This is a genomic window from Blautia sp. AF26-2 (assembly GCF_003460955.1).
GTDB lineage: Bacteria > Bacillota > Clostridia > Lachnospirales > Lachnospiraceae > Fusicatenibacter > Fusicatenibacter saccharivorans.
The window spans coordinates 1-24558 of the sequence record NZ_QTWD01000004.1 but is presented as its reverse complement, the minus strand read 5'-3'; the positions used below and the strand labels follow the sequence as shown (position 1 = coordinate 24558).

The window sequence follows — 24558 nt, the reverse complement described above, 5'->3', positions numbered from 1 at the left end:
GTGAAAGCTATGAGATACCATAATATAACGAAAGACGATATGCTGAACGGAGACGGCCTGCGCGTCGTGCTCTGGGTCGCCGGATGCGGTCATCACTGCAAGGGATGTCAGAATCCGATTACCTGGGATCCAAATGGCGGCATCCCGTTTGATGACGCGGCAAAGGCAGAAATTTTTGAACAGCTGGACAAGGACTACATTTCCGGCATCACCTTTTCCGGCGGAGATCCGCTGCATGAGGCAAACCGGGCGGATGTGACGGCTCTGGCAAAAGAGATCAAGGAAAGATATCCGAAAAAAGATATCTGGGTTTACACCGGATATGAGTGGGAATCCGTCTGTGATCTGGAACTGATGGATTACACGGACGTGGTTGTGGACGGCCGCTTTATTCTTGCCCAGAGGGACGTTACCTTGGAATGGAAGGGCAGCCCGAATCAGAGAGTCATTGATGTGAAAAAGACGAGAGCACGCGGCGAAGTCGTACTGTTCGGCGAAAAGTAGTCACGCAAAAAGAAAAGGAGACGCTTTATGGAAACCATTAAAATTCAGTATTTAAACGATGAAATTGAGCGCCTGCGCTATATCGACGGAAAGTCCGACTGGATCGACCTGCGCGCGGCAGAAGAAGTAGAGTTAAAGGCCGGAGAATTCAAGCTGATCCACCTCGGCGTTGCCATGCAGCTGCCGGAGGGCTACGAGGCGCATATTGTGCCGAGAAGCAGCACCTTCAAGAACTTCGGTATTATCCAGACGAACCACTGCGGTATCATCGATGAGAGCTACTGCGGACCGAACGACTGGTTCTACATGCCGGCGTATGCCCTGCGCGACACCGTGATTCATGTGAATGACCGCATCTGCCAGTTCCGCATCGAGAAACACCAGCCGACCATCGGCTTTGAAGAAGTTGACCACTTAAACGGCGAGGACCGCGGCGGAATTGGAAGTACAGGAAAAAGATAACAACAGACGAAATAAAAAGAGCCTCCGGGTGTCAGAAAATCTGACATTTCCGGGGGCTTTTTGTTGCGGGCACACCAAACATGTACATGGTATATCAAGCACGATCCGGATCCGGCGAATCTGGTTTATGTTTTAAATGCTATTGTTTCATCTGTACCGTATTGTTTGTGATTTTGAATTTTTTGAAACTGTTGATAAAACTTGAAATCCTGCTATATCCATACTGCTTCACATCGAAGCCCGGGAAACGGTTCCGCAGGGCATCGTGAATAATGCTGAGGTTGTCGATATGGCCTCCGTTGGAGCAGATCAGATCCGTGATACATTTTTCAATCTGCTGGCGCGATACGGTGTTCTGGCGTTCCTTTACGAGGTAATTATGACCGGTTTTCAGCACTTCGATATCGTTCATGCTTTCTAGAAACGTGGAAAGTTTGGAATAACCGTAATTTCGAACGTCAAACTCTGAGAATTTCTTCTGCAGGATACTGCCGATCTCACTAAGTGTCGTATTTTTTCCGTGATCATTGTTCTCTGTCAGTACACGGGAAACCGTCCGCTCGATTTCTGCCTTGCTTGTAATGGAAGGGGGTTCGTCCTGAGAAGTGCCGTAGCGCGCCGGATTTTCCGAGACAGCGGTAATCGCAGGGGAGATATCGTCCTCGTTCTGGGAAATGATTTCGAGAATTTTAAAGGCATCGCACGCAACGCGGAAGGAAGAAGGGGTTTTCTGCTCGCCCATGCCGAGCACAAACATGCCGGATTCACGCAGACGCTGCGCCAGCTTGGTAAAATCAGAGTCCGAAGAAACCAGGCAGAAGCCCTCCACATTTCCGGAGTAGAGGATGTCCATGGCATCGATGATCATTGCGGAGTCGGTTGAGTTCTTTCCGTTCGTATTGCTATACTGCTGGATCGGGTTGATTGAGTAGCGTAAGAGCTGCTCCTTCCAGCTTTTCTTCGAGATATCGGTCCAGTCCCCGTAGATTCTCTTGTAAGTAGCGACGCCCTGGTCCGAAACCTCGTCCAGGATATATTTGATGTATTTCGGGGAAACATTGTCCGCATCGATCAATACGGCAAACCGGCTGTCTTTCTGTTCCATAGATTCTGTCCTTTCTGCGGCTTGAATAGTTACGAAAATAGATACCTCTAGTTTAGTACATTTCAGCCCACAAATCAACTGGGAGTTTAACCGAATCAAGTAAGTCCCCTGCTTCCATTGCGAATATCTGCTTGACAATGACAAAAAAACTTGTCAAAACTATTGACAAATAAAGTTGTCAATAGTAGAGTAGTAGATGACAAGAAAAGTTGTCAAATAGAGAGCTCATCTAAAAATAAAGTGAAAGGAGATACTGCGATGCCGCTGTACAATCAGTTAAAAGAGTACCGTTCGAAGCTTGGCATCAACCAAACCGACCTTGGAAAAATGGCGGGAGTATCGAGACAGACCATCAGCCTGATTGAGCGGGGAGACTATTCACCGTCGGTGACACTGGCATTAAAACTTGCAAAAATCTGTGAAGTAAAAGTAGAAGATATTTTTCAATATGAGGAGGATGAACCATGAAAGAAAAACAGGGGAACAAACCAAATTCCTACGGAAAGCTGACGAAGCGGATGCTGATTTATCTGGGAATCGGCGGAGTCTGCGGTTTTTTTGTCGGAATTTTTATGACGTTCGGTGTGAAAAATGGCATGAGTGATCTGAGCGATCTGGTCCGCCCGCTGGCACTGCCGATCATTGCGGTAATTTTCGTTGTAAGCATTGTCCTGATGGAATTTTACAGCCGGAAATTAAAGGATACGATGAAGCATCTCGAAGAAGCAGAGGATGAACAGTACGAAGTCTTAAGCTATGAAGAAGAGAAATACGGCGCGATGCTGATGAACTGCAATGTGATTTCGCAGGTCTGCGATATCATCGTGCTGACATTTACCTTTTCCCGTTCTTGGCTGGAAGAAGCATCGGGAAAAGAGCTCGCCGGATTCCTGGCAACCTGTGCTCTGTTTTGTATCAACTTCTTTCTCTATGGCTATTATCAGATGCGTTATGTAAAAATGGTTCAGGCAGCTCACCCGGAGAAGAGAGGCGATATGAACTCAAAAAACTTCCAGAAAGACTGGATGGCAAGTTGCGATGAGGCAGAAAAAGAGATGGTATATCAGAGTGCCTATAAGGCCTATATGGCGCTGGGCAAGATGATTCAGATCCTGCTGTGTGCGACGATGATCCTGCATCTGGTGTTCCATACCGGTATTCTCGCAGTCATTGTCGTGGGCGTCATTTATCTGACGATGACACTCACATATCATCGTTCCTGTGTAAGTCTGCAGAAAGCAAAACTGAATCTGTAATCCTGTAAATACAAAAAACTGCGTGGAATGCATTTCAGAATCGTGCATTCCGCGCAGTTTTGCGTTTGGTATGAAAAATGTCAGCTGATCGGAGCCGTCGGTATCTTTGAATTATACTTTTTGTCGATATCCTTCATGACAAACAGATACGAAACACCGGTAAAGACAGCTGCCGTCACCCAGGCTGCCGGGTCACAGAAGCAGGCGAGCGGATAGCTGATGACTTTTATGGCAATCACAGCTACAATAAGGCGCGCAAAGAGTTCAGAAACACCGCCCATCATAGGTAGAAAGCCGTAGCCGCAACCCTGCATTGCATTTCGGAAAATAAAGATGGTGCAGAGCGGTACATAAAAAAGAGCACACATATAGGAATAAGTCTTTGCCCATGGCATCATGGCGGCCATATCGACATCACCCGAGAAGAAGAGGGAAAGACATGGCTTCAGAAGAAGGAAGACGAGAACAGCGGCTGCGATCGAATATGTGATGGAAGTCAGAAGTGCAGCGCGAACTCCCTTTTTAATCCGTGGAATATCGCCCTTTCCGAAATTTTGCCCGCTGTAGGTTGCCATCGTCTGTCCCATTGCGGAAAAGCCCTGTGTGACCAGATTCTGCAGCTTACAGGCCGCCGTAAAAGCGGCAACTGCCTCCGAGCCGAACAGGTTAATGGCAGCCTGCATAATCATTGTACCGGATGCGGTGATGGCAAACTGGAGTGCCATCGGAATGCCCATCGAGAGCTGATGGCGGGAATCTGCCGCATGAAGCTTCCAGTGGTGTTTTTCCGGCCACATATCCGGCATGGAGCGATAAATATAAAAAAGACAGAGCACAGCAGAAATTCCCTGGGAGAAAACGGTTGCATATCCGGCTCCCGCAACGCCCATTTTAAAACGAATGATGAGAAGCAGATCCAGAAGAACATTTAATACAGCCGAAAAAATCAGGAACATCAGCGGAGTCTGGCTGTTTCCTACTGCACGCAGATAGGAGGAAAGCAGATTGTAAAAAATCGTAGCGATCAGGCCACCGCAGATAATCATAATATAGGTATAAGCGTCCTGAAAAATATTTTCCGGTGTGTTCATGAGATGCAGCAATGGCCGCATGGAGATCATGCTGAAGAATGTCAGGACAACTGTGAAAAGGAGAGCCAGTAGAATGCCGTTTGCCACACTTCGCTTTACTCCGCGCGTATCCTTTGCACCGAACCGTTGCGATGTCAGAACCGTAAAGCCTGCTGTGATGCCCTGCGCAAATCCAAGCACCAGGAACATAATCGTTCCCGTAGAACCAACTGCAGCCAGTGCATCCGCTCCGACATATCGGCCAACGATAATCGTGTCTGCCATGTTGTAGAGCTGCTGGAAAATATTTCCGATAATCAGCGGCAGCGTAAACTGCAGAATGACCGGAAGCGGACTTCCCTTTGTCATGTCTTTTTCCATGAGAAAACCTCCTCGAAATGATGGTAAAATAAGTTTTATCTTCGCTTAAAACGAAAGTTATTTTATCACATTCTGAAGAGGTTGTCATATCCTTATTTTGACATTTTTTCTGCGAAATTTGACGAAGGGAAAAGTGAACGACTTGAATAGACAGTTATAAAAATTTGTCATATGCAGACTTTATTTTTTCCGCCATTTGCTGCAGCCTTTGCGCGCGTAGACCGAAAATACGAACTGCAAGATCACCGCAGGAAAGTATAGTTGCGCCGCCGTCAATTTTCGGATCGGAGGCAAGAAATTCCCGGATTTCATCCAGAAGGGTATCTGCGTGCTCCGATCGTGAGAGAAAGAGATTTACGTCTCGAGTCCCTGCGAGTGTGAATACGTACCGATTGGAAATAAAGCATCGTTGATCTGAAGAAGATAAAAATTAAGTTCGGACATAAAAAGTCTCCTGAAAATCATAAGATACGGAATGAGCCTGCCCGCGAAAAGAGGTCGGCCCATTCTTCCGAAGGTACGGACAAAAACCGCATCAGTGATGATGGTTGTGGATGGATGCGGAAATCCGCTGGTCAAAATCGAGCTTTTTCACCTCTTTTTCTTCACCGGGCTCAAAACGGACCGAAGTTCCGGAGGGAAGAATCACCGGACTTATCGGAAAAAACGGAGCAGGAAAGAGCACGGCGATCCGCCTGATGCTCGGCCTTGTAAAAGCGGAGAGCGGAACGATCGAACTCTTTGGAAAACCGATCACAGAGATCACACTGCAGGACCTGCAGAAAATCGGTGTATCGCTGGCAGAGTCGGGCTTCAACGGGCAGTTTACGATCGCGGAGCTGCTTGGCACCATCACGGGAAACGTTCCTGGACAGGCGGGAATTTTTGCGGTAAGCATCGCAGTTGTGCTGATTTCGTATGGGATCAGTGTAAGATTTATGGAGAAACGGGAGATTTAGAGAAATTCAAAGACGCCGGATTTCATGTTTGTATGTGAAATCCGGCGTTTTTGACGTGAGGAAAAACAATACGGAAACTTGAAAAAACTGCCGTGATATGGTATTCTCATAGAGTCGTTGACTCGAAAATAATAGAAGAAACAAGAGGAAAAACATGAAGAAATTATTTGCACAGATTGTGAAATTCGGTATCGTCGGCGTTATCAGCTTCGGCATCGACTACGTGACCGGTCTTATTGTCCTGAATCTTGTGATGGCGCTGACTTCCAGCTCTTACTTTGAAGCGGCATCCCTCATCGGTTCCGTTGCCGGATTTACCGTATCGGTCATTGCAAATTACATTTTAAGCTTCAAATTTGTCTTTGAGCGGAAAGAAGAAATGAACAAAAAAGTCGAGTTCATCACCTTTGTCGTCCTTTCCCTGATCGGCATGCTGCTCAACAGTTTCCTGATCTGGATCGTCGTAGGCCCGATCTACGGCGGTAATGTTGCACTGCAGCAGAACATAGGCCATAACCTGATCTACACAATCGCGAAAGTATTCGCGACGGCGATTGTTATGGTATACAATTTTGTGACCAGAAAAATATTTCTGGAGAAAAAGTAATTTTGAAAAGAGTTTGAAAAAGGCAGCGCAGAAAAACGCTGCCTTTTTTGAAAAAAGAAAGGCTGGTGCGTAAAAAATGGAACATTCGATCTTACAGACAGTATTGTGGAGTTACCTGATTTGTATTAATATCATTACCATAGCAGTCTATGGAATCGACAAACGAAGTGCGGTGCGGGGAAAATGGAGAATCCGCGTTTCCACCTTGCTTGGACTTGCGGCAGCCGGCGGCTCGGTGGGAGCCTTGCTGGGCATGCACCTGTTTCATCACAAGACAAGAAAAAAGAAATTCACGATTGGAGTCCCGCTGATGCTGGCGGCGCAGATCCTTCTTCTTTTCTTTCTGGCAAAAGCAGGTCTGCTGTTTTTTGCATAGAGAGCAGCAGAATTTGAAAGAGGGTTAAAAAAATGAGAGAAGAACAAACGAAGGCGACAACAGAACGCCTGATTTTTCACGTAGATGTCAACAGCGCCTTTTTATCCTGGGAGTCGGTGCGGCGGATCAAAGAGGGACTGCCGGATCTGCGGGACATTCCTGCCTGTATCGGCGGCGATCCGACGAAGCGGACAGGAATCGTTGTGGCAAAGTCGATCCCGGCGAAAAAATGCGGTGTCCAGACCGGTGAACCTGTGGCAATGGCACTGCGGAAATGTCCGAACATGGTCATTGTCCCGAGTGATTTCGACCTCTACGTCAGGTGTTCCCGTGCCTTCAAGAAAATCTGCGCCGCCTACACCCCGGTCATGGAATCCTTTTCGATCGATGAGGTATTCCTCGATATGACGGGAACTTCCCTTCTGTATCCGGACCCGATTGCGGCGGCGCACGAAATCAAGGACCGGATTTACGAGGAGCTTGGATTTACCGTCAATATTGGAATCTCCACAAATAAACTCCTGGCCAAAATGGCATCTGATTTCGAAAAACCAAACAAAGTACACACTCTGTTCCCAGAAGAAATCCCCGAAAAAATGTGGCCGCTTCCGGTACGCGAGCTGTTGTTCCTCGGAAAAGCATCCGAAAAGAAACTGATCGAGGCCGGAATCCGCACAATCGGAGACTTGGCGCATGCGCGCGAAGCGGATATCCAGACGCTGATCGGCAAGAAAAACGGTCATCAGCTCTACCAGTACGCCCGCGGCATCGATGATTCCCCTGTAAAAGCGCAGCCCGACGAGGCCAAAGGCTTCAGCGCCGAGACGACCTTCAACGAGGACATCATCTCCATCGAACAGGTGAATCCGATCCTTCTCGCCCAGTGCGATATCGTAGCCGCCCGCATGCGTCGGAAAAAGAAAAAATGCACCTCCGTTTCCGTAACGTTTCGCACTCTCGAGTTTCGAAACCGTTCACACCAGACCAAACTCCCCAATGCGACAGATGTGACAGATGAAATCTACCGCTGCGCCAAACAGCTCTTCCGCGAATCCTGGAAAGGCGAGCCCCTCCGCCTGATCGGCGTCGCCGTGACCGGTCTTACCGAAGACGATTTCGAACAGCTCTCCCTCTTCGAAGATCCCGAAAAGAAGGAGAAAAGCCGTAAACTCGATGCCGCCCTCGACGCGATCCGCCAGAAATACGGCAACGACAAAGTCACCCGCGCGAGCATCCTGAACGGCACACAGGGGATTGCGAGAAAAGCGAAGGCAGAGATGAAAAATGATGACAATATTCGGAAAAATATAAAACATTAATTGATATATTTCCGAAAATAATATAGAATAATCAGAAAGAAGAATGCCGGAAAGGAGGATACAGATGAAAAGCTGTAAAGAAATGGCAAAACAGTGGGGCGTTACAGAGCGTACCGTAACAACTTTCTGTAAAACAGGTAAAATTCCAGGTGTCGTAAAAGAAGGAAAGAGCTGGCGGATTCCAGATGGAGCAGAAAAACCTGCAGACGGCAGAGTACTGTCAGGAAAGTATGTAAAAAAAGAGGAAAAAGAAGCAAGAAAGCCACTCCCGATCGGAATATCTGATTACGTACGGGCACAGTCGGAATATTATTATGTGGACAAGACAGGAATGATCAAAGAATTTCTGGATCGAAAACCACTGGTATCACTGTTTACGCGGCCGAGACGATTTGGAAAGACGTTGAATATGGATATGCTTCGCGTTTTCTTTGAAATTTCCGATACAGATACCAGCCAGTATTTCCGGGACAAAGAAATCTGGAAATGTGGAGAAGAATACCGAGAGCATCAGGGAAAATATCCGGTTATTTTTCTGACGTTTAAAGATATAAAATTTGCGTCCTGGGAACTGACTTTTGCAAAAATTGCAGAGCTGGTACAGGAAGAGTTTGGCAGACATAAGGAATTGGGGATGAGTGAGAAACTGGAACCATACGAGAAGGAGTATTTTCGGAAAATAATGGCAGGTCAGGCGAATGAAGTAGAGCTCTCCTCGTCTCTGCAGAAACTTTCCAAAATGCTTCATGAACATTATGGAAAAGCACCGATCATTATGATCGATGAATATGATGCACCGATTCAGGAAGGCTATTCGAAAAAGTTTTATGAAGAAATTGTTGGATTTATGCGGAATTTCTTTTCCGGCGCATTCAAAGACAACCGGCATCTGTCGTACGGTTTTTTAACTGGAATTCTGCGGATTGCACAGGAAAGTATATTCAGTGGTCTGAATAATCTGACGGTAAATTCCATTCTGGATGAGACATATGATAAATACTTTGGATTTACCCGTGCAGAAGTCCATAAAATGCTGCGGGATTACGGTGCTCTCGAAAAAGAAGCAGAGCTTAAAACCTGGTATGACGGATATCTTTTTGGCGCAGAAGAAATTTACAATCCCTGGTCCGTGGTCAACTATATTGCACAGGGGTGTATTCCAAAGGCATATTGGGTAAACACCGGAAAGAATGAAATTCTGGAAGAAGTTCTGAAGGCAGCGACAGAGGATGTCATAGAGAAATTGTATGCATTGCTGCAGGGAGAGCGAGTGGTTGCGAGAATCGATCAAAATGTAGTTTACCGGTCTCTGCTGGAAGAATCCTCCAGTATTTACAGTCTGCTTCTGGTTGCTGGATATCTGAAAACACCAAAAAAGGAGTTGCAGACAGACGGATCGTATCTGTGTGAGGTATCTATTCCCAACTGGGAGATTGCGGCAGTTTACAAAGCAGAGATTTTATCCCATCTGCTGCAGATTGGAGCAGTAACCAGAACGACAGCAGACCGGATTGCGGAAAGCCTGTATACGAATGATGTGAAAAAACTGCAGAGTGCGATTGCAGAGTATATGGACAAGTCGATCAGTTTTTACGATGCGGGCGCAGAAGGTTTTTACCATGGACTGGTACTGGGACTGATTGCATTGCTGGATCAACAGTATAAAATCACATCCAACTGGGAATTCGGAGTTTCCCCAACAAAAGGATATTAGAAACAATCCATGAAACACCTGCTTGCGTTAAAGGAATTACAATAGAATACTATATTTTTTAACATGCATTTCTATATTGATTTGCATGTTTTTAATTTCAAAAGAAAATTTAAAACAAACACTATATAACACTTGACAACAGTTTGTAACTGTTATATACTGTTATCAAGAAAAGAAGGAAGGATATAAAGAATGAAAATTATAATCAATACTTCCCTAATGGTTCCCATATATGAACAGATTGTTGACCAGATTAAAATGCTCATACGCAACGGGGAACTAAAGGAAAACGACAATCTTCCATCTGTCCGTACACTTTCTAAGGAACTAAAAATAAGTGCTTTAACTGTAAAAAAAGCTTACGACAATTTGGAAAGTGAGGGTTTTACGGTTACAGTACATGGAAAAGGCACTTATGTAGCGGCTACAAATACAGAACTGCTTTTGGAAGAACAGAAAAAAGAATTGGAAGCGGATTTGGAGCAGGCTATCCAAAAAGGCAGACGATGTGGTATTAGTGATGAAGATATAAAAAGTTTATTTGAGCTGATATTGGAGGGTTGATGTATGTTAAAAATTGAACACTTGAAAAAGCATTATGATAATTTTTCTCTTGATTGTTCATTAGAGCTTATGTCTGGATGTGTAACAGGCTTGATTGGACAAAATGGTGCTGGAAAAAGCACAACATTTAAGGCGATATTAGGTTTGATTTCAACTGACGGCGGAAATATTACCATACTTGGAAAGGACAGAAAAGACTTCACAGCAAAAGATAAAGAGGAATTGGGTGTAGTATTGTCGGATTCTGGTTTTAGTGGGTATCTGAAGATAAAAGATATTATCCCTATATTGCAGAATATGTACTCAAAATTCGACAAATCACTATTTATAGAACAGGTACAGAAATTTCAACTACCTATGAATAAACAGATAAAAGAATTTTCAACAGGAATGAAAGCAAAATTAAAAGTGCTGGTTGCAATTTCACACAATGCAAAACTGCTGATACTGGACGAACCGACAGCAGGTTTAGATGTAATCGCAAGAGACGAATTGCTTGAAATGTTAAGAGAATTTCTGGAAAAAGATGAAGAACGCTCCATTTTAATCAGCTCTCATATATCCAGTGATTTGGAGTCGCTATGTGATGACCTTTATATGATACATGACGGAAAAATTATTCTGCATGAAGATACGGACGTTCTTCTTAGTGACTATGCTTTATTAAAAGTAGACGCAGAACAATACAGCAAGCTGGATAAACAGTTTATATTGCGTTCCAAAAAAGAAACATATGGATATAGCTGTCTGACAAATCAGAAACAGTATTATATGGAGAATTATCCTAAAATTGCCATTGAAAAAGGTACAATAGATGAAGTCATTACCATGATGATAAGGGGGACAGAACAATGAAAGGCTTATTCGTAAAAGATTTGAAATTGATGATGTTACAGAAAGATTTTCTGTTGCTCATTTTGGCGATTGTAATCGGAATGATGATATTTACTGATGATGTGATATTCCCATTAGGTTTTCTGAGTTTCATTGTATCACTTTTTACAGTAAGCACAATCAGTTATGATGATTTTGATAATGGAAATGCGTTTCTGTTTACATTACCTATTACACGTAATCATTATGTGAGTGAAAAATACTTTCTTGGTCTATTATTGGGGTGTATGGCTTGGGTTTTGGCAACTGTTTTAGGAATAATTACAACTGTATTGAAAGATACATTACCTATTACAGACTTAGTACAGAATTCATTGATGATTTTACCTATTATGATTGTCGTTCAAGCAATCATGCTTCCTTTTCAGCTAAAATTCGGTGGAGATAAAGGAAGAATTGCTATGATTGGTGCATTTGGCGGTCTGGCAGTAATCACTCTCGTTATCGTGAAAGGAGCAGAAGCCATTTTCAATATTGATTTAGTTAGTCTGTTAGATAATATGCCAACTGTAAGCATGGGAGTTCTTATCGCTATTGCAATTATTATCGCTTTGTTGATGTTATTGGTTTCAATGAAAATCAGTTTGTCAATTATGAACAAAAAAGAATTTTAAAAAGGAGCAATTATATGGACTTTACAATATTGGCTGTTGTACTACTGCTGTGCGGTGGTATTCCTTTAAGGAATAAGATATATAAGGAACGCAAAAAGAAAAAAGAGGATAAAAAGAAAGGTATATAAAGTGGGTGATTTCATGGATAGTATTTTATGTGTTCTTGCCTTGATTGTATTTGCATATTGGTTTTTTATCAAACGTAACAAAAAATAATTGCTGTTGTGAGGAGAATATAAATGAAAAATACTAAATCATGTCCTAAATGTGGCTCAACCGATATTGTTCGTATTACAGATAACCCTAACCGCCATGCCAGCGGAAATAATATTTACACAAGCACTTATACGCTATTTGGGAAAATCCCTGTAATACGTTATGTTTGTTGTTCATGTGGATATGCAGAAAATTGGGTTGAAAACGAAGAAGAATTAGAAGAAATTAGAAAAACATTTAGATAATTGAAAGGCGGTATTGATGACTATGAAAGAATATAAGTATGTAGAAGTGAAATTTGAGGCAAAAGGTGTGCTATTCCATTCTGCTTCTGAACCAAAAGAAATAATCAACAAATATGCTAAAGAGGGATATTCCTATGTTGGTTTTATTCCTACTTTAATAGATGCACATGGCGGTTTTAGAAGAATTGATTTGATATTTGAAAAATAATCTTTAAAAGCGCAGGTGATACTATGGGAAGATATTAGTAGCAGAATTTTGGGATAATGAAGAACATTATTTCCAGCAAACAGTTGAATGGCTATCGAAAAAGATATGTACCACTCCTGCTTATATACAACAAGACAGGACAGATTTTATAATCAATCCTTTTACTCGTACTGTATCAAACAAAACAGGCAATATCATACAGCTTACAGCAAAAGAGTTTGATTTACTTTATTTTCTCATTTCTCATAAGGAGCAGGTTTTTACCAAAGAACAGATTTATGAAAATGTATGGGGATATGACTATCCGGAAGACCCTAATAATCTGACTTCATTCATACGAAAATTAAGAAAGAAGATTGAGCCGGAGCCGGACAGACCACGCTATATCGTCATTGTCAGAGGTGTTGGATATAAGTACACGGAAAATGAGGAAATGGTAGGCAAGACAGCAACACCGCCGGAGTGATCCAGACGTGGTGGCGGTCGTAAGACATCAAGCCATGCCAGTTTTGCTGGCAAACGGCTGGTTCACTCTGACGGTGGGGCGAGCGTCAGCGAGCCATAAAGCCCCCGTTATCTAACAGGGGGGTACTATTACAAAGGACAAGAGAAAAAATAAATACAAAACTGCTGATATGCAACGATTTATAAGGTTATAAGAACTTATTTCACTTCACACCATATTCTTTTTACCCGACAGGTCTAAAACAGCATATCAATAGAAAATAAATATAAGATACAAGGTGTATGCTCCTATGAGTATATGCCTTTTTTGATTGGAGGAATGAAGCATGAATGATATAGAATTTATTGAAACATTAAAGCAAAAGAGAAATGCCTGTGATTATTCTCAATCACGACTGGCACAGGAATTGCAAATTAGCAGGCAGAACTTAAATGAAATTGAAAACGGAAAAACAAAAGCCAGTAAAGAAATGAAACATATACTTTTACATTATCTTGATTATTGTAATTGTACACAGCCTTTCACTTTAACGATTGACTATCTGCGTGTTCGTTTTCCTACCACAGACGCATTGGAAATTATAAAAAATGTACTGGCAATGAAAAGCGAATATTTTATACATGAAGATTACGGAATGTTTGGTTATGAAGAACAGTATATCTATGGGGATATTAGTGTAAATGCTTCTAAAGATAGTTCTATGGGTGTTTTATTGGAATTAAGAGGTATGGGGTGTCGAAACTTGGAATATGTTTTACAGGCAAGAGGGATAGACTGGTATTACTTTTTAAGCAGTTGTATAGATTATCAAGGTGTTTTTAAACGCATAGATTTGGCGGTCAATGATATGGGCGGATTGCTGGATATAGAAATTCTAAGAGAACGTTATTATGCCAACAAGGTATGGAAACGTTCAAGAACCCATGAAGCAGTAGACAGCGGAAAATTATCGGGTACACATGGAGATACTGCAAAAACTTTTTATATCGGTTCAAAGAATAGTTCTATTTACTTTTGCTTGTATGAAAAAGAAAAGGAACAAAAAAGCAAAGGTATAAAAACAGACATTAAGAACCGATTTGAAATTCGTTTAAAAAGTGGAAAAGCAGAACAAACGATAGAACAACTTGTTTTTTCAAGAAATCCCGAACAGATCATAGCAAGCCTTATCCTCACACAGATAGATTTTCCCGTTTATATTTTATGGGATATATTTTTAGATAATGTAACGACTTCACTTCCGTTTATTATGACGCCTGTTGCTGTCAATATGGATAAAACAAAACGTTGGTTAGAAAGACAGGTCATGCCCTCTTTATTGATGATAAAAGAGATTGAAAAGCAAACAGGAGCAAATTATCTGGAAGAAATCGACAGACATACAAGACTAACAGAAAAGCAGGAATTAAAAATTAAACAAATGACAACAGACATAGCAGATATGATTGAGAAAGATACCGCTGTTCCACAAGGGAATGACGGTATTTTTTAATTTCTTCAAAAAATCTGCAACAAAACGGCTACTTGCGTACAGATATGGTGCGAGGAAAGGAAATCTAACTTTTTTTCAAAACTACTCATTAAATCGAGGTTTCCATTCCCTATATGGAGTGAAAGAAGAAAATATTTTCATTCTCAACTTAACCTTTGGCAGTTGCCGTTCCCTATATGGAGCAAAGAAAATCTTTCATTCCATAGTTGGCAATAACGGTGTTGCATGGGTAGTTAGGGTATGAAAAGAAGTTTTTTCATCAGCAACTTAGCAGAATGACACTTTCTTTCCCTATATGGTACAGGAAAAGAAAAAAGTTTTGAATATTGGTTACGCTTTTGCTCTTTTCCAACGCGATATATAGGAAAGACGATTTTCTTCTTTTGTGTTCTTTGACAACTGAATAAAGCAATTCAATACCTTAGACAGACAGCGAGCCGTTGAAACAGATACGCCATGACCTTTCTCCAGCAAAAGCGAGCGATAACCTATTTGTGTTCCTGTAAAAGATTTGTCCTCTTTTATCGCCATGACCTGTCCTGTCTGATAATGATACTCCCGTACAGCCACAGCTTGAGCGTTCAGAGCGTCGCACGCAATGGGTACGGCTACATAAGAACTATGCAGAGGTGGAACTCCTGTGGGCTATGACAAATGCCATTGAATTGTTTAGAAAAGATTTTTACAGAAAAGGGGGGGTATGTGTTATTGCTGATATTGTAAAAACAAGGCAAGAAAAGACAAATAATAAGCGTGGCATTGGCAACAGAGGAAAAACAAAGATTGTTGTAAAAGAGCATTTTTCTGAAAATGGAAAGACAATGGAAGAACTTCTGACTGATGTTATGCTTGAAAAGGCAAAGCAGACAATCGCATAAATTCGGTGCAGTTGTAAGAAATAGATTGAATGTGAAAAATAACCCATGTTATACTTTACTTGCAAGCAGGTATTGTAAACATGGGTTAGTTATAAAGGAGGATAACTGACAATGAAACAACAGATTTACAATACTGCACTTTATCTTAGGTTAAGCCGAGATGATGAATTACAGGGCGAAAGTTCCAGCATTACCACACAAAGAAGTATGTTGCATCTATATGCAAAAGAACATCATTTGAATGTGATTGATGAGTATATTGATGACGGCTGGTCGGGAACAAATTTTGAAAGACCGAGTTTTCAAAGAATGATTGAAGATATAGAGGCAGGAAAAATCAACTGTGTTGTAACGAAAGACCTTTCCCGACTTGGCAGAAATTATATTATGACAGGACAATATACAGAATTGTATTTTCCCAGCCATAATGTCCGTTACATAGCGATTGACGACGGGGTAGACAGCGAAAAAGGCGAAAGTGAGATTGCACCATTTAAAAATATCATCAATGAATGGGTGGCAAGAGATACAAGCCGTAAAGTGAAATCGGCATTTAAGACAAAATTTGCAGAGGGTGCGTATTATGGGGCTTATGCTCCGTTAGGATATAAGAAACACCCCGACATTAAAGGAAAACTGCTGGTTGATGAGGAAACAAAATGGATTGTTGAAAAAATCTTCTCCCTAGCCTATCAAGGTTACGGTAGTGCAAAAATCACAAAGGTACTGCGAGAAGAAAAAGTTCCGACAGCGTCTTGGCTGAATTTCACAAGGTACGGTACTTTTGCACATATCTTTGAGGGAAAGCCCGAAAGCAAGCGTTATGAGTGGACGATTGCTCATGTCAAGGCAATTTTAAAAAGTGAAGTCTATATCGGAAACAGCGTTCATAATCGACAATCAACAGTTTCATTCAAGAGCAAGAAAAAAGTGCGTAAGCCCGAAAGTGAATGGTTTCGAGTAGAAAATACCCACGAACCGATTATTGACAAAGAAGTGTTCTATCGTGTGCAGGAACAGATAAAATCAAGGCGTAGACAGACAAAGGAAAAAGCAACGCCGATATTTGCAGGGCTTGTCAAGTGTGCGGATTGTGGCTGGTCTATGCGGTTTGCGACAAATAAGGCAAATAAAACGCCATACAGTTATTATGCTTGCAGTTACTACGGACAGTTTGGCAAAGGTACTTGTTCTATGCACTATATCCGTTATGATGTGTTGTATCAAGCCGTATTGGAACGATTGCAGTATTGGGCTAAGGCAGTACAGCAAGACGAAGAAAAGGTGTTGAATAAGATACAAAAGGCTGGGAATGCAGAGCGAATACGGGAAAAGAAGAAAAAGGCAAGTGCCTTGAAGAAAGCCGAGAACCGACAAAATGAGATTGACCGCTTGTTTACGAAAATGTATGAAGATAGAGCCTGTGAGAAGATAACGGAACGAAACTTCATCATGCTGTCGGGGAAATATCAAAAAGAACAGATAGAACTGGAACAGCAGATAACCAACCTAAGAGAAGAATTAAGTAAAATGGAACAGGATATGATAGGTGCTGAAAAGTGGATTGAGTTAATTAAGGAGTATTCCGTACCAAAGGAACTGACAGCACCGTTGTTAAATGCAATGATAGAAAAAATCCTTATTCACGAAGCAACAACGAATGAGGATAACGAAAGAATACAGGAAATAGAGATATACTACCGATTTATTGGAAAAGTAGACTGATAATGAGGGGTCATATCTTTAACTAAGGGAAACTGGAGAGGGACGGTACGATATCAGCCTGTTCCCGCGAGAACTCCGGTATCCTGGCATTCTGATGGAACTAAAATGGAAAAAGGGGATTACAGAAGACACACTGAAAAAATTAGCGAAAGAAGCATTAAACCAGATTGAAACACAGCGATACGATACAGAAATGCGGCAGGAAGGGGTTACGGAAGTCATCAAACTTGGAATCGCCTTTTCTGGAAAAAATGTAAAAATTTGGACGGTATAAAAACAGGAGAAGACAAAACAGGGGGAAGCAAAATGAAAAAATTAACAACGGCAAAGATATGGCAGTTCGCAGCAGGCCAGTTTGGATGGGCGCTGCTGTCTGGTATCATATCGAACTGGCTGGTGTACTTTTATCAGCCGGATGAAACCGCAATCAGCCAGGGACAGACGGTATTCATTCCTCAGGGTCTGGTGATTTTCGGGGTTTTTACCATCATTGGAGGGATCACAGCCTTCGGAAGAATTTTTGATGCATTCACTGATCCGATGATTGCGTCCTGGTCAGACCGGTGCACTTCAAAAAACGGACGGCGGATCCCGTTCTTAAAAGGCGCGTCCCTGCCGCTGGCACTTTCCACCGTGCTGGTGTTCTGGTCACCGGCGAATGAAAACAGCTGGGTCAATGCTGCGTTCTTATTTGTGATGATTCTGGCATACTATCTTTCGATCACGGCATATTGTACCCCATACAATGCTCTGATTCCGGAGCTTGGCCACACACAGCAGGAACGCCTGAACATATCCACCATCATTTCCTTTACCTTTATCGCAGGAACAGCCGTGGCCTATCTGGCACCGACGATCTGGGGTGCGTTGATTCCTTCCTTTGGAAGAGTAAATGCGATCCGGGTCACCTTCACAGCCATGGCGCTGGCAGCTTTCGTATGCATGCTCGTGCCGGTATTCTGTATTCGGGAAAAAGATTACGTAGATACCGTTCCTTCGAAGGATTCCGCCTTCCGTTCCCTTGCGGCAACCTTTCGAAACGGAGAATTCCGAAAATTCGTGGGATCCGATATCTTTTACTGGATCGCACTTACCATGTTCCAGACGGGCCTTCCGTTTTTCGTTACCAGCCTGCTGAAACTCCCGGAGACGATGACAACGCTGTACTTTGTGGGAATGACGGCACTGTCGCTCGTCTTTTACATTCCGGTCAACAAACTGACACCGAAACTGGGCAAGAAAAAGATGATTCTGTTTGCCTTTGCTGTTTTCAGCCTTGCATATTTTTACACAGGCTTTATGGGAAACATCCCGTTCATCCCGGAAGCCGTACAGGGCCTGATTCTGACAGCCGCGGCAGCACTTCCCATGGCGATTTTCGGTATTCTGCCGCAGGCGGTTGTCGCAGATATTGCACAGAGCGATGCGATTACCTCGGGAAGCAGCCGCGAGGGAATGTTCTACGCAGCCAGAACTTTCGCCTTCAAGCTGGGGCAGAGCCTTTCCATGCTGATCTTTACGGCGGTCTCCACCATTGGAAACGGCAGTGGAGCCGGATACCGGATTGCAGCATTCGGTGCAGCTGTATTCTGCGGCGCAGGCGGACTGATACTGATGTTTTACGATGAGAAAAAGATTAACTGCGTGATGAACGGAAAAGCATAGGTCAGTACTCAGCACGGCGGCCTTTTTTATGTGTAGAAGCTATCTGGCATAAAGGAGAAAGGATCACAGGTGATACAGACCAGATGCTGCGGCAGCTGCAGTTTCACATTATCTCGAAATCAGCTCCTCCGCATGCTTTAATGCATCCGAAATATTTGAACAGAAATTTTCTTCCCCGACAAGCTCCACAAAGCCGGATTTTTTCATCACCTTCATCGGCTGCTCATTCACATGAGAGAAGACGAGGGTGATCCCTTTCGATTCGCAGAGCTTCGTCAGATTCTGGAGTGCATTCATGGCTGTACTGTCGATCGCCGGTACGCTCCGCATCCGGAGAACGAGACATTTTGTGAAATCCTTTACCACGATGTGCTCAATCGCATCCGCCGCGCCAAAGAAGAGCGGTCCTGTGATCTCGTATACACGGATTTCCAGCGGCAGCTTCTGCAGATGTTCATCCACCGCCGGGGAATCATCGTCTACATAGACCCAGCTGTCGGCGTGCGTTTCCTCGCTCATCCGCTTGATGAAAAGCAGGCAGGCCAGAACCATGCCGATCTCGATTGCGACAACGAGGTCAAACACAACGGTCAGCACAAACGTAGTAAAAAGAACGATAATATCACTCTTCGGAGCCGTGCGTACAAGATGCACGAAGGTTCTCCACTGGCACATATTGTAGGCAACAAGGAACAGAATCGCGGCAATCGTCGGCATCGGAATCATGCCCGCAAACGGCATCAGCACAACAAGAACGATGACGAGCGTAATGGAATGCACCATACCCGCAACCGGCGTGCGTCCGCCGTTTTTGATATTTGCCGCCGTTCTGGCAATCGCTCCCGTAGCCGGAATACCGCCGAAAAGCGCAGAAGCAATATTTCCGGCACCCTGTGCAATCAGCTCTGTATCCGAACGATGCTTGCTGTTGATCATGCCGTCTGCAACAACACAGGAGAGAAGCGACTCAATCGCCGCAAGCACCGCGATCGTAAACGCATTTGGAATCGCCGACTGAATCAGTTTCATGTCAAAAACCGGCAGATGAAGCGTCGGAAGCGCATTGCTGATTGTGTACAGATTTCCAATCGTAGAAACGTGCAGCGGCAGAAACTGAACCATCAGAATACCGGCAATAACAGCAATCAGCGATCCCGGGATTTTCTTGAAAATCAGCGGAGACACAATCAAAATGGCAAGGCTGACCCCTCCGACAATCAGCGCATCCGGTGAAATCGTGGAAAAATTCTCCGCAAATGCCTTTAGTTTTTCCATCGTTTCAATCGGCTTTACCCCGTCAGGATACGTAACGCCGCAGAAATCCTTCAGCTGTCCGATCACGATCGTCACCGCAATACCGGAAGTAAAACCCGTTGTAATCGTATAAGGAATAAACTTGATCAGACTTCCAAAATGACAGAAGCCCATGATAATAAGGAAGACACCGGCAAGAATGGTCGCTGTCATCAGCCCCTCGAGGCCGTCCCGCGCGACAATACCGGCAACAATCGTGGCAAACGCGGCCGTCGGACCGGCAATCTGGACACAGCTTCCGCCGAGCGCGGAAATCACAAAGCCCGCCACAATCGCGGTGAAAATACCAGCCTCCGGTCCCACGCCGGAAGCAAGAGCCAGTGCAATAGAAAGAGGAAGTGCAATGATCGCAACGATGATACCGGCAGTCACATCTTTGGCAAACTGCGCGCGGTCATAGGACTTCAGAGAAGTGAGTAGCATTGGTTTGAACGAATTCATTTGAAAAGCTCGCTTTCTGTATTAGATTTGTATTACTGTTAGAACAACCTTTCAAGTATAGCATAAGAGACGGGAAGCAGGAAACCTTAAAAGGAATTGTTTGCCTTTCTATACAATCATGTTATGCATGACATTGCACACAGCCGGCAGAAAAATCCGAATGGAAAATTTTTCTGTCACTTTTTTGATTTTTTCAGTGACTTTCCTCTATGATCTATGGTACACTAATCCATGCGCGTTAAAAACGAGAATAGAATATCAAATGGAGGAAATCTCAAAATATGAGCAAAAAGAAAGGCGAAGGCCTGAAATCATTCAACAGGGGATTTAACGTGCCGGATACCTACATTATCATCTTTTTTGTGGTGGTTATCGCGGCCGTCATGACTTTCCTCGTCCCGAAAGGCTATTACGAGACAGAAGATGTCACATACCTGATGAACGGGGTAGAAAAGACCCGTACCGTCATCAAAGACGGAAGCTTCCAGTATCTGACCGATGCTGCAGGAAAACCGGTCACAGAAGGCGTTTCACTGTTCAGCGGCGACGGCGGAACCGGATTTTTCAATTACATGTATAACGGAATTATCAGCATCTCCGCTATCGAAATCATCGCATTTCTGATGGTAGTCGGCGGTGCTTTTGGCATCATGATCCGCACCGGAGCCGTTGAAGCCGGTCTGATCGGCCTGATCCGTAAAGCAAAAGGAGCCGAAAAACTGCTGATCCCGGTCCTTTTCGTCCTGTTTTCCCTCGGCGGAGCCGTGTTCGGAATGGGAGAAGAGGCCCTTCCGTTCACCATGATCCTCTGCCCGCTGTTCGTCGCTGTCGGATACGACACGGTCATTGCCGTGCTTGTCACGTACGTCGCAACACAGATCGGCTTCGGATCCTCCTGGATGAACCCGTTCTCTGTCGGAATAGCACAGGGAATCGCCGGCGTTGACGTCTTCTCCGGCGCAGGTTTCCGTATGGTGATGTGGGTCGTATTCACCGCTCTTGGTTGCGGCATGACCATGTTCTATGCAGCGAAAGTCAAAAAGACCCCGGAAATCTCTGTTGCTTACGAAAGCGACCAGTATTTCCGTGATCAGAACGAAAAAACAGGCATCGACGAGGGCCATTCCTTCGGCATCGGCCATATCTTAGTTCTGGTAACACTGGCCGTTACCGTTGTCTGGGTCATCTGGGGCGTTATGGCAAAAGGCTATTACATGGCCGAAATCGCAACCCAGTTCTTCATCATGGGAATTGTGGCAGGTGTGATCGGTGTCATTTTCCATCTGAATGACATGAAAGTGAACGACATTGCCGTTTCCTTCAAAGACGGCGCAAAAGACCTGATCGGCGCAGCACTCGTTGTTGCGATGGCACAGGGCATCATGCAGGTGCTCGGCGGTTCCGATCCGACCACACCGACCGTTATCAACACCATTATGTACGGCATCTCACAGGCACTGGCCGGTCTTTCCGGTGCAGCCGCAGCCGTGCTGATGTACGTGTTCCAGTCGGTCTTCAACTTTTTCGTCGTGTCCGGCTCCGGCCAGGCGGCGATCACCATGCCGATCATGGCACCGCTCGCGGACCTTCTCGGCGTATCCCGCCAGACATCCGTCCTTGCGTTCCAGCTCGGTGATGCTTTCACAAATCTGATTGTCCCGACCTCCGGCTGTCTGATTGGCTCCCTGGCGATTGCAAAGATCGAGTGGTCGAACTGGATCAAATTCATGTGGAAATTCTTAGGGATACTGATGATTGGAGCAGTCATTACGATTCTGATTGCGGTTGCCATTGGATTTTAAGAGGAGTGAGAGAAAATGATATTATTTCAGAACATAGACGTCTATGCGCCGGAACACCTCGGAAGAAAAGACGTTCTTACTGTGTATGATAAAATTGTCAAGATCGCAGATGCCGGCACGATAACGGCAGACGGCCTGCTCTTTGACGCGGAGACCGTAGACGGAACCGGACTTGTCCTGACACCTGGTTTTGTTGACTGCCATGTTCACGTGCTCGGCGGAGGCGGTGAGGGCGGCTTTGCCAACCGCACCCCGGAGGCGACGATGGAAGGCCTGAACAAGTTCGGTGTGACAACCGTTGTCGGCTGCCTCGGAACTGACGGCATTGGCCGTGACATGTGCGCGCTCGTGGCAAAAACAAAAGGCCTCCGGGAGCAGGGCATGTCCGCCTGGTGCTACACCGGCAGCTATCAGGTTCCGGTGCGTACACTGACGGATGGAATTACGAAAGATATCATGATGATCGAAGAAATCATCGGAACCGGCGAAATCGCCATCTCGGACCACCGATCTTCACAGCCGACCTTCGAAGAATTCGCCCGACTGGCAGCAGACACGCGCCTCGGCGGTGTTCTTTCCGGGAAAGCGGGAGTGATCAATGTCCACCTTGGCGACGGTGCAAGATGTATGGAGCTGATCGAACGCGTCATCAGCGAAACCGAAATCCCGGCCAGCCAGTTCCTCCCGACCCATGTCAACCGGAACGAGAAGCTGTTCCAGAAGGCAATTGAATACGCCGTAAAGGGCGGTGCAGTCGATTTCACCGGAAATGAAGAGATCGATTACTGGGAAACTGTCTGTGATGAAGTCCGCGTGTGCAAAGGAATCCGCCGCATGCTGGATGCAGGCGTGAACCCGAAACACATCACCATCTCATCCGATGGTCAGGGCAGTCTGCCGATCTTTAATGAGAAGGGAGAATTTCTGCGGATGGGCATGGGCCAGTCGAGCTGTTTGCTGAAAGAAGTAAAAGAATGCGTGGAGAAAGCGGGAATTCCGCTGGAAACCGCAATTTCGACGATTACGGCAAACCCGGCAGAGATCCTGTCACTGAAAGGAAAAGGCAAGGTCCGGGAAGGATATGATGCGGATCTTTGCGTACTGGATCAGGGACTAGAGATTCAGGAAGTCGTTGCACGGGGGAAGACGGTGTATCGGAAATAGCATATTGGTAATATTGGGAAAAGGTCACAGCTTTGCGGAGCTGCGGCCTTTTTTGATGGGAATGCCTGCGGAAAGAATGTTTTACAATAGTATTTTGTAAGAAGGTACGATATAATGAACATATATCTTGCGACAGGGAAGGAGAAATTGCAGTGTCGGAAATAAAACTTTTTGAGGTCGGAACGGTTGTGAAAGAGCGCACCTCTTCCACGGTAGTATTGGAGAAACAACTGCAAACAACGATAGAGCAGAACATGGAGACATTTTTCGGCGTTCGTTTTCTGAAAAGTGAATATATGATCACATCCGGAAGAATGGACAGCATCGGAATTGATGAAAATAATAGCCCAGTGATTTTTGAGTATAAGAGAAGCTCGAGCGAGAACGTAATTAATCAGGGATTATTCTATCTGGATTGGCTTTTGGATCACAAAGCGGATTTCAAACTGCTTGTGATTGAAAAACTGGGTATGGAAGTAGCAGACCAGATTGATTGGTCGGTGCCTTGTGTGATTTGTATTGCAAATGATTTTACGAAATACGACGTGCATGCAGTGAATCAGATGCAGAGGAATATCAAGTTGGTGAAATATCGGAAATATGGGGAAGATCTGTTGCTGTTTGAACATCTGAACACACCGGTGGCAAAGCCAGTAACGGAAACATCAACCATTTCAACAACAAGTAGTACATACACACAGAAAACACATTTAGAGAAGCTGTCATCAGCAAGCAGCCATTTCAAAACATTATATACGGCGCTTTGTGACTACATCGAATCGCTGGGAGACGATCTTGTTCCAAACCAATTGAAGCTGTATTTGGCCTATAAGAAAGTGCAGAACATTTTCTGCATTGAAATTTATAACAAACAGATCCTGCTCCGAATGAAACTCGACCCGGACACTGTTGAACTGGAAGAAGGATTCACAAGAGATACCCGCGGGATTGGACATTACGGAACGGGGGAGCTAGAAGTGTCAATCAAGACGGCAGAAGACTTTCAGAAGGCAAAGAAGCTGATTGATCGGGCGTATCAGGAGACGTTATAAAGCATGGTAAAAACTGGACTGTGATAGAATGAGAATGGTGTCGCAAGCCAAACTCAAAATCAAAG

The 24558-nt window shown here is 44.4% G+C and carries 26 protein-coding genes and 1 pseudogene; 23 read left to right on the top strand and 4 right to left on the bottom strand.

Annotation, left to right across the window (positions count from 1 at the left end; all coding sequences use genetic code 11):
* Positions 1 to 9: 9 nt before the first annotated feature.
* Together nrdG and DWY63_RS06535 are read left to right on the top strand one after the other, a co-directional pair.
* A complete protein-coding gene (gene nrdG / locus DWY63_RS06540; RefSeq protein WP_022462937.1) occupies positions 10 to 504 on the top strand; it encodes an anaerobic ribonucleoside-triphosphate reductase activating protein in 495 nt (164 codons plus the stop codon).
* A 27-nt stretch (positions 505 to 531) separates the two neighbouring features.
* The gene (locus DWY63_RS06535; protein ID WP_022462938.1) at positions 532 to 966 is read left to right on the top strand and encodes a dUTP diphosphatase; all 435 of its coding nucleotides are present in this window, start codon (positions 532 to 534) and stop codon (positions 964 to 966) included.
* 139 nt (positions 967 to 1105) lie between these two features.
* On the opposite strand, the gene DWY63_RS06530 is transcribed toward DWY63_RS06535, so the two are convergent.
* Positions 1106 to 2071 (bottom strand): NYN domain-containing protein, encoded by a 966-nt coding sequence (locus DWY63_RS06530; protein ID WP_022462939.1) that lies wholly within the window; start codon positions 2069 to 2071, stop codon positions 1106 to 1108.
* Positions 2072 to 2329: 258 nt separating this feature from the next.
* Here DWY63_RS06530 and DWY63_RS06525 point away from each other — a divergent pair, with 258 nt between their 5' ends.
* Positions 2330 to 2539: a helix-turn-helix transcriptional regulator gene (locus DWY63_RS06525; RefSeq protein WP_055228608.1), complete on the top strand. Its 210-nt coding sequence runs from the start codon at positions 2330 to 2332 to the stop codon at positions 2537 to 2539.
* Complete coding sequence (locus DWY63_RS06520; RefSeq protein ID WP_117509183.1) at positions 2536 to 3327, top strand: DUF3169 family protein; 792 nt, start codon at positions 2536 to 2538, stop codon at positions 3325 to 3327. The genes DWY63_RS06525 and DWY63_RS06520 overlap by 4 nt, the downstream gene beginning before the upstream one ends.
* An 80-nt stretch (positions 3328 to 3407) precedes the next feature.
* Here DWY63_RS06520 and DWY63_RS06515 read toward each other — a convergent pair whose 3' ends face one another.
* On the bottom strand, positions 3408 to 4778 hold the full coding sequence (locus tag DWY63_RS06515) for an MATE family efflux transporter (RefSeq protein WP_117760895.1): 1371 nt from the start codon (positions 4776 to 4778) through the stop codon (positions 3408 to 3410).
* Between the two features lie 554 nt (positions 4779 to 5332).
* Here DWY63_RS06515 and DWY63_RS06500 point away from each other — a divergent pair.
* The 12 genes from DWY63_RS06500 to DWY63_RS06445 all read left to right on the top strand — a co-directional run bounded on the left by DWY63_RS06500 (position 5333) and on the right by DWY63_RS06445 (position 14452).
* Positions 5333 to 5737 carry an ATP-binding cassette domain-containing protein gene (locus DWY63_RS06500; protein WP_117760897.1) on the top strand — a complete coding sequence of 135 codons (405 nt, stop codon included), beginning with the start codon at positions 5333 to 5335 and terminating at the stop codon, positions 5735 to 5737.
* 154 nt (positions 5738 to 5891) lie between these two features.
* Positions 5892 to 6344 carry a GtrA family protein gene (locus DWY63_RS06495; RefSeq protein ID WP_117509180.1) on the top strand — a complete coding sequence of 151 codons (453 nt, stop codon included), beginning with the start codon at positions 5892 to 5894 and terminating at the stop codon, positions 6342 to 6344.
* 76 nt (positions 6345 to 6420) lie between these two features.
* The gene (locus tag DWY63_RS06490) at positions 6421 to 6720 is read left to right on the top strand and encodes a DUF1294 domain-containing protein (RefSeq protein WP_055228600.1); all 300 of its coding nucleotides are present in this window, start codon (positions 6421 to 6423) and stop codon (positions 6718 to 6720) included.
* A gap of 32 nt (positions 6721 to 6752) precedes the next feature.
* Positions 6753 to 8039 carry a DNA polymerase Y family protein gene (locus DWY63_RS06485; RefSeq protein ID WP_117801675.1) on the top strand — a complete coding sequence of 429 codons (1287 nt, stop codon included), beginning with the start codon at positions 6753 to 6755 and terminating at the stop codon, positions 8037 to 8039.
* Between the two features lie 64 nt (positions 8040 to 8103).
* Positions 8104 to 9753, top strand: coding sequence for an AAA family ATPase (locus DWY63_RS06480; protein WP_117801674.1), 1650 nt, complete (start codon positions 8104 to 8106; stop codon positions 9751 to 9753).
* A 192-nt stretch (positions 9754 to 9945) separates the two neighbouring features.
* The gene (locus tag DWY63_RS06475; RefSeq protein ID WP_004611555.1) at positions 9946 to 10317 is read left to right on the top strand and encodes a GntR family transcriptional regulator; all 372 of its coding nucleotides are present in this window, start codon (positions 9946 to 9948) and stop codon (positions 10315 to 10317) included.
* Positions 10318 to 10320: 3 nt separating this feature from the next.
* Positions 10321 to 11172 carry an ATP-binding cassette domain-containing protein gene (locus DWY63_RS06470; protein WP_004611556.1) on the top strand — a complete coding sequence of 284 codons (852 nt, stop codon included), beginning with the start codon at positions 10321 to 10323 and terminating at the stop codon, positions 11170 to 11172.
* Positions 11169 to 11825, top strand: a complete 657-nt coding sequence (locus tag DWY63_RS06465) for an ABC-2 transporter permease (protein ID WP_117801673.1) — start codon at positions 11169 to 11171, stop codon at positions 11823 to 11825. The genes DWY63_RS06470 and DWY63_RS06465 overlap by 4 nt, the downstream gene beginning before the upstream one ends.
* Before the next feature lie 239 nt (positions 11826 to 12064).
* Entirely contained in the window at positions 12065 to 12286 is a 222-nt protein-coding gene (locus DWY63_RS06460) for a hypothetical protein (RefSeq protein ID WP_117801672.1), read from the top strand.
* A 22-nt stretch (positions 12287 to 12308) separates the two neighbouring features.
* The gene (locus DWY63_RS06455; RefSeq protein ID WP_044929481.1) at positions 12309 to 12494 is read left to right on the top strand and encodes a DUF4177 domain-containing protein; all 186 of its coding nucleotides are present in this window, start codon (positions 12309 to 12311) and stop codon (positions 12492 to 12494) included.
* A gap of 31 nt (positions 12495 to 12525) precedes the next feature.
* On the top strand, positions 12526 to 12960 hold the full coding sequence (locus tag DWY63_RS18700; protein WP_117801764.1) for a winged helix-turn-helix domain-containing protein: 435 nt from the start codon (positions 12526 to 12528) through the stop codon (positions 12958 to 12960).
* 325 nt (positions 12961 to 13285) lie between these two features.
* A complete protein-coding gene (locus tag DWY63_RS06445) occupies positions 13286 to 14452 on the top strand; it encodes an XRE family transcriptional regulator (RefSeq protein ID WP_117801671.1) in 1167 nt (388 codons plus the stop codon).
* A 330-nt stretch (positions 14453 to 14782) separates the two neighbouring features.
* Here DWY63_RS06445 and DWY63_RS06435 read toward each other — a convergent pair whose 3' ends face one another.
* Positions 14783 to 14983 carry a hypothetical protein gene (locus DWY63_RS06435; RefSeq protein WP_154266806.1) on the bottom strand — a complete coding sequence of 67 codons (201 nt, stop codon included), beginning with the start codon at positions 14981 to 14983 and terminating at the stop codon, positions 14783 to 14785.
* 116 nt (positions 14984 to 15099) lie between these two features.
* Here DWY63_RS06435 and DWY63_RS06430 point away from each other — a divergent pair, with 116 nt between their 5' ends.
* The 4 genes and pseudogenes from DWY63_RS06430 to DWY63_RS06415 all read left to right on the top strand — a co-directional run bounded on the left by DWY63_RS06430 (position 15100) and on the right by DWY63_RS06415 (position 18720).
* Positions 15100 to 15330, top strand: coding sequence for a tRNA wybutosine-synthesizing protein 3-like protein (locus tag DWY63_RS06430; RefSeq protein ID WP_442857750.1), 231 nt, complete (start codon positions 15100 to 15102; stop codon positions 15328 to 15330).
* A 111-nt stretch (positions 15331 to 15441) separates the two neighbouring features.
* Positions 15442 to 17055, top strand: a complete 1614-nt coding sequence (locus DWY63_RS06425) for a recombinase family protein (protein WP_117801670.1) — start codon at positions 15442 to 15444, stop codon at positions 17053 to 17055.
* A gap of 40 nt (positions 17056 to 17095) precedes the next feature.
* Positions 17096 to 17329 (top strand): annotated as a pseudogene (locus DWY63_RS18875) (PD-(D/E)XK nuclease domain-containing protein); the annotation flags it as partial.
* Positions 17330 to 17361: 32 nt separating this feature from the next.
* Positions 17362 to 18720: an MFS transporter gene (locus DWY63_RS06415; protein ID WP_117801668.1), complete on the top strand. Its 1359-nt coding sequence runs from the start codon at positions 17362 to 17364 to the stop codon at positions 18718 to 18720.
* Positions 18721 to 18828: 108 nt separating this feature from the next.
* On the opposite strand, the gene DWY63_RS06410 is transcribed toward DWY63_RS06415, so the two are convergent.
* Positions 18829 to 20475 carry a SulP family inorganic anion transporter gene (locus tag DWY63_RS06410; protein ID WP_117801667.1) on the bottom strand — a complete coding sequence of 549 codons (1647 nt, stop codon included), beginning with the start codon at positions 20473 to 20475 and terminating at the stop codon, positions 18829 to 18831.
* A gap of 281 nt (positions 20476 to 20756) precedes the next feature.
* On the opposite strand from DWY63_RS06410, the gene yfcC reads away from it, so the two are divergent.
* The 3 genes from yfcC to DWY63_RS06395 all read left to right on the top strand — a co-directional run bounded on the left by yfcC (position 20757) and on the right by DWY63_RS06395 (position 24493).
* Entirely contained in the window at positions 20757 to 22277 is a 1521-nt protein-coding gene (yfcC, locus tag DWY63_RS06405; RefSeq protein WP_117801666.1) for a putative basic amino acid antiporter YfcC, read from the top strand.
* A 15-nt stretch (positions 22278 to 22292) separates the two neighbouring features.
* Entirely contained in the window at positions 22293 to 23441 is a 1149-nt protein-coding gene (iadA, locus tag DWY63_RS06400; protein WP_117801665.1) for a beta-aspartyl-peptidase, read from the top strand.
* Positions 23442 to 23593: 152 nt separating this feature from the next.
* Positions 23594 to 24493: an endonuclease NucS domain-containing protein gene (locus tag DWY63_RS06395; RefSeq protein ID WP_117509176.1), complete on the top strand. Its 900-nt coding sequence runs from the start codon at positions 23594 to 23596 to the stop codon at positions 24491 to 24493.
* The last annotated feature ends 65 nt before the right edge of the window (positions 24494 to 24558 follow it).

Excerpts from the sequence above, each read along its gene's own strand:
- nrdG (WP_022462937.1), top strand. The coding sequence starts at position 10 with ATGAGATACCATAATATAACGAAAGACGATATGCTGAACGGAGACGGC.
- DWY63_RS06535 (WP_022462938.1), top strand. The coding sequence starts at position 532 with ATGGAAACCATTAAAATTCAGTATTTAAACGATGAAATTGAGCGCCTG.
- DWY63_RS06530 (WP_022462939.1), bottom strand. The coding sequence starts at position 2,071 with ATGGAACAGAAAGACAGCCGGTTTGCCGTATTGATCGATGCGGACAAT.
- DWY63_RS06525 (WP_055228608.1), top strand. The coding sequence starts at position 2,330 with ATGCCGCTGTACAATCAGTTAAAAGAGTACCGTTCGAAGCTTGGCATC.
- DWY63_RS06520 (WP_117509183.1), top strand. The coding sequence starts at position 2,536 with ATGAAAGAAAAACAGGGGAACAAACCAAATTCCTACGGAAAGCTGACG.
- DWY63_RS06515 (WP_117760895.1), bottom strand. The coding sequence starts at position 4,778 with ATGGAAAAAGACATGACAAAGGGAAGTCCGCTTCCGGTCATTCTGCAG.
- DWY63_RS06500 (WP_117760897.1), top strand. The coding sequence starts at position 5,333 with ATGGATGCGGAAATCCGCTGGTCAAAATCGAGCTTTTTCACCTCTTTT.
- DWY63_RS06495 (WP_117509180.1), top strand. The coding sequence starts at position 5,892 with ATGAAGAAATTATTTGCACAGATTGTGAAATTCGGTATCGTCGGCGTT.
- DWY63_RS06490 (WP_055228600.1), top strand. The coding sequence starts at position 6,421 with ATGGAACATTCGATCTTACAGACAGTATTGTGGAGTTACCTGATTTGT.
- DWY63_RS06485 (WP_117801675.1), top strand. The coding sequence starts at position 6,753 with ATGAGAGAAGAACAAACGAAGGCGACAACAGAACGCCTGATTTTTCAC.
- DWY63_RS06480 (WP_117801674.1), top strand. The coding sequence starts at position 8,104 with ATGAAAAGCTGTAAAGAAATGGCAAAACAGTGGGGCGTTACAGAGCGT.
- DWY63_RS06475 (WP_004611555.1), top strand. The coding sequence starts at position 9,946 with ATGAAAATTATAATCAATACTTCCCTAATGGTTCCCATATATGAACAG.
- DWY63_RS06470 (WP_004611556.1), top strand. The coding sequence starts at position 10,321 with ATGTTAAAAATTGAACACTTGAAAAAGCATTATGATAATTTTTCTCTT.
- DWY63_RS06465 (WP_117801673.1), top strand. The coding sequence starts at position 11,169 with ATGAAAGGCTTATTCGTAAAAGATTTGAAATTGATGATGTTACAGAAA.
- DWY63_RS06460 (WP_117801672.1), top strand. The coding sequence starts at position 12,065 with ATGAAAAATACTAAATCATGTCCTAAATGTGGCTCAACCGATATTGTT.
- DWY63_RS06455 (WP_044929481.1), top strand. The coding sequence starts at position 12,309 with ATGAAAGAATATAAGTATGTAGAAGTGAAATTTGAGGCAAAAGGTGTG.
- DWY63_RS06445 (WP_117801671.1), top strand. The coding sequence starts at position 13,286 with ATGAATGATATAGAATTTATTGAAACATTAAAGCAAAAGAGAAATGCC.
- DWY63_RS06435 (WP_154266806.1), bottom strand. The coding sequence starts at position 14,983 with ATGGCGATAAAAGAGGACAAATCTTTTACAGGAACACAAATAGGTTAT.
- DWY63_RS06430 (WP_442857750.1), top strand. The coding sequence starts at position 15,100 with ATGACAAATGCCATTGAATTGTTTAGAAAAGATTTTTACAGAAAAGGG.
- DWY63_RS06425 (WP_117801670.1), top strand. The coding sequence starts at position 15,442 with ATGAAACAACAGATTTACAATACTGCACTTTATCTTAGGTTAAGCCGA.
- DWY63_RS06415 (WP_117801668.1), top strand. The coding sequence starts at position 17,362 with ATGAAAAAATTAACAACGGCAAAGATATGGCAGTTCGCAGCAGGCCAG.
- DWY63_RS06410 (WP_117801667.1), bottom strand. The coding sequence starts at position 20,475 with ATGAATTCGTTCAAACCAATGCTACTCACTTCTCTGAAGTCCTATGAC.
- yfcC (WP_117801666.1), top strand. The coding sequence starts at position 20,757 with ATGAGCAAAAAGAAAGGCGAAGGCCTGAAATCATTCAACAGGGGATTT.
- iadA (WP_117801665.1), top strand. The coding sequence starts at position 22,293 with ATGATATTATTTCAGAACATAGACGTCTATGCGCCGGAACACCTCGGA.